The following is a 3,320-nucleotide window of genomic DNA, read 5'->3' as shown; positions in this document are numbered from 1 at the left end:
CTGTAGTCCTGCTTTCCATTATATTCCGGTGAATTTTCGATAAGGTTAAATAGTCGAAAACCGGAATGCCATTTCAATCAGGTCTAGGTGGCCAGGTACTTACGAAATCTCAATGGGCAAGCGCATGGAAGGATTTCGTAAGTATTAGGTGGGGAAAGGCGTAATAGAATTCCAGAAGCTTCTGACTTACGAAGTTATTCATCCGCTCCTTCCCTTTCTAAACTTCGTAAGTCATCGCGTTATTTTGCGTTAACGATGGAAACGGCATCCTTTTTGGCTGTCATCCTGTCCAAAGGACTCCTGTGGAGAGTGTAGTCGAAGGACAGCCAAAAAGATACAGTGTACAGCGTGTTAAAACGCCCAAATGATCAAACTTTAATCAATAATCTAATCCATAAATCAATATAAATCTGGACTTAGCGTTTTTTATGCACTTTAAAAAGAGACTTTAGACTAAAGACTCACGACTAAGGACTTCCTTTATTTTCTCATAACTGATCTGCTCATCAGGTTCGATTAGAATACCTTTCACTCCTGCCCCATTTGCAGCTTCAACATCTCTTGGTTTATCGCCGATCATAATAGATTGTGCCGGGTCGATATCGTACATCTCAATTGCATCCAAAATCATTCCCGAAGCAGGTTTTCTACACTTGCATTCGCCACCAACAGTTGGATGATGCGGGCAATAATAAAAACCAGCAATATCGGCTCCTTGAGCAACAAAAGCATTGCGGAGCATTTGGTGCATAATGGCCAGCTCTTGTTCGGTATAACGTTTTAAGGCAATACCACCCTGGTTGGTAATTACGATTAAAAGATAACCTTCATCGAATAGTTTTTTTAATACTGGAATCTGGTAATCGAGGATTTTAAAATCTTCAACACGGCAGATGTAATCATATATTTCGTGATTGAGTACACCATCACGGTCTAGAAAAATAGCTTTATTCATTATTGAGATATGAGTATTGTGATTTGAGACGGTATCATAAATATAAATTTGTCATCCTGTCCAAAGGACTCCTACGGAGAGCCTGTCGAAGGACCTGTTTAAATGCCTCTCAGCGTTTCGACAAGCTCAACGTGACAAAATTCGAATGGAATAAATTATAACAAATGATACATCCTCTTTATAATTCGCCAAAATAACTGAAAATTAAGGACAAAAGAAAGCCCAATCTAATTAAAGACCGGGCTTAATCATAAAATTTATTTGGTTTTGGTTATTTCAGATTCAATCCTGCTTTATGGCCTTTTATAGCAAAATACAGAATGTACAAGTAACAAGGTAATACAGTTAAAAGATAAGCCAGTTGAAAGTTAACATGTAATTTTTCATTTAAGAAAGCATATAATAATGGCATTAAAGCACCACCTGCAATACCCATAATCATTATCGCCGAACCGATTTTGGTAAATTTACCCAAGTGGCTAATGCCCAGCGGGAAAATTGCCGGCCACATTAACGAATTGGCTAAACCCAATAAGGCTACAAAAATTACGGCAAACCAACTGGAAATAGCAAAAGATAAAACAGTAAATATGATGCCTAAAATAGCACAGATTCTAAGGGCTTTTTGCTGAGATATATATTTTGGAATGGTAACGATACCAATAATATAACCGATTAACATACTAAAAAGCGTAATAGAAGTTAGTTTACCGCTAATCTCTGGACTAATGCCTAGCTCGCGGCCATAAATACCGATAATATCGCCAGCCATAACCTCTGCGCCTACATATACAAAAATACAAAGTGCACCCAGGAACAAGTGTGGGAACTGAAAAATACTTGTATGTTTTACCACCTCTCCTTTGCTTTCGTCGATCACATCTTCTTCCACTTCAACTTCTGGAAGGTTGGTGAATTTAATAAAAACTGCAAAAAGGCAGAAAACGATAGCTAAAACAATGTAAGGCATATTTACACGGCCTAAAACATCGTTTAATAACTGCTCGTGAACAGCGCCGGTAGCCGCTTTGATCTGTTTCTCCACTTCAGTAGCATTTTTCAAAAACAGACTGCCCATAATTAAAGGCACAATCATTCCGGCAAATTTATTACAAATACCCGCAAAACTGATCCGTTTTGCAGCACTTTCTATTGGGCCGATAATGGTTAAGTACGGGTTTGATGCGGTTTGCAACAAAGCTAATGCAGCACCCTGAACAAAAATCCCGGTTAAAAACAAACCAAACGTTCTGGTTTGGGCCGCAGGTATAAATATCAAAGAACCCAGGCCTAAAATAACCAAGCCTAAAACAATTCCATTTTTAAAACCCACTTTTTTAAGTATCCACGATGATGGCAGCGCTAAAAAGAAGTAAGCCATGTACGATGCAAAGGTTACGAAGAACGCCTGTAAGTTTGATAATCCGAAAGATAATTTAAAGAAAGGAATTAATGTTCCGTTTGCCCAGGTTACAAAGCCAAAAATAAAGAATAGGGCACAAATGATAATAAGTGGTTTTGGCCCTTGCGTTTGACCTGATTTTGTTGTTTGTTGCATAAAGTTTTGGTTCGGTTTAATTTGTTTGGACCAAACTAAACAATAATATTTAATAAAATAAGGGTCAAACGTTTGCGTAATTTTAACTTTAACAGAAAAGGGCTTTAGTTGGTGCTCACACACCTAAAACCGGTATGCTCTAAGCCCGTATCAACAGAAGTTTTCATTCTCGAAGTTACCCGGTAACCTTTACAATAAGAGGCATTACACATAAAAGAACCACCCCTTACCACTCTTTTAGGTATAGTCGGCTCCATAGGGTCGTAGCTATCTGACGGACCTTTAGGATTGGTGCTCAACCCTGAAAGCGTGCTATAATAATCAGGTCGGTACCAATCGCTGCACCACTCCCACACGTTGCCCGCCATATCATAAAGCCCATAACCGTTCGGCTTAAATTTTTTCACTGCAGCTAAACCATTAAAACCATCCCAATTGGTGTTTTTAACCGGGAAGCTCCCCTGCCAGGTATTGGCTTTTACCTTACCCTTTTCTATATCTTCATTCCCCCATGGATATTTTTCATTTTTCAGAGCACCTCTTGCCGCATACTCCCACTCTGCCTCTGTTGGTAAACGTTTACCCGACCATTTACAATAGGCCATGGCATCATCCCAGGATACATGTACAACCGGAAAATTTTCTTTTCCTTTAATATCGCTGTTGGGGCCATGAGGATGTTTCCAATTGGCGCCTTTAACCCAACGCCACCATTGCGAGGCATCGTTTAAAGAGGTAACACTTTTAGGCTGATAGAAAACTAAAGAGGCTGCAACAAAAACACTGTCTGGCGGTTTTGGCGTACCT

General features: G+C 39.4%; 3 protein-coding genes. All 3 read right to left on the bottom strand.

What is annotated here, in order from left to right; all coding sequences use genetic code 11:
• Window positions 1–448: 448 nt before the first annotated feature.
• A complete protein-coding gene (locus tag AC1DPQ_RS22085; protein WP_477586292.1) occupies window positions 449–955 on the bottom strand; it encodes a D-glycero-alpha-D-manno-heptose-1,7-bisphosphate 7-phosphatase in 507 nt (168 codons plus the stop codon).
• A gap of 271 nt (window positions 956–1,226) precedes the next feature.
• The gene (locus AC1DPQ_RS22080) at window positions 1,227–2,513 is read right to left on the bottom strand and encodes a sugar MFS transporter (RefSeq protein ID WP_477610886.1); all 1,287 of its coding nucleotides are present in this window, start codon (window positions 2,511–2,513) and stop codon (window positions 1,227–1,229) included.
• A gap of 104 nt (window positions 2,514–2,617) precedes the next feature.
• Window positions 2,618–3,320: formylglycine-generating enzyme family protein (locus AC1DPQ_RS22075; RefSeq protein ID WP_477610885.1), on the bottom strand; the 703-nt coding region annotated here is incomplete at its 5' end.

It is taken from the genome of Pedobacter sp. 01T416_2 (assembly GCF_056398925.1).
The sequence above is the reverse complement of the archived record's forward strand: the minus strand, read 5'-3'. Positions and strand labels throughout refer to the sequence as shown.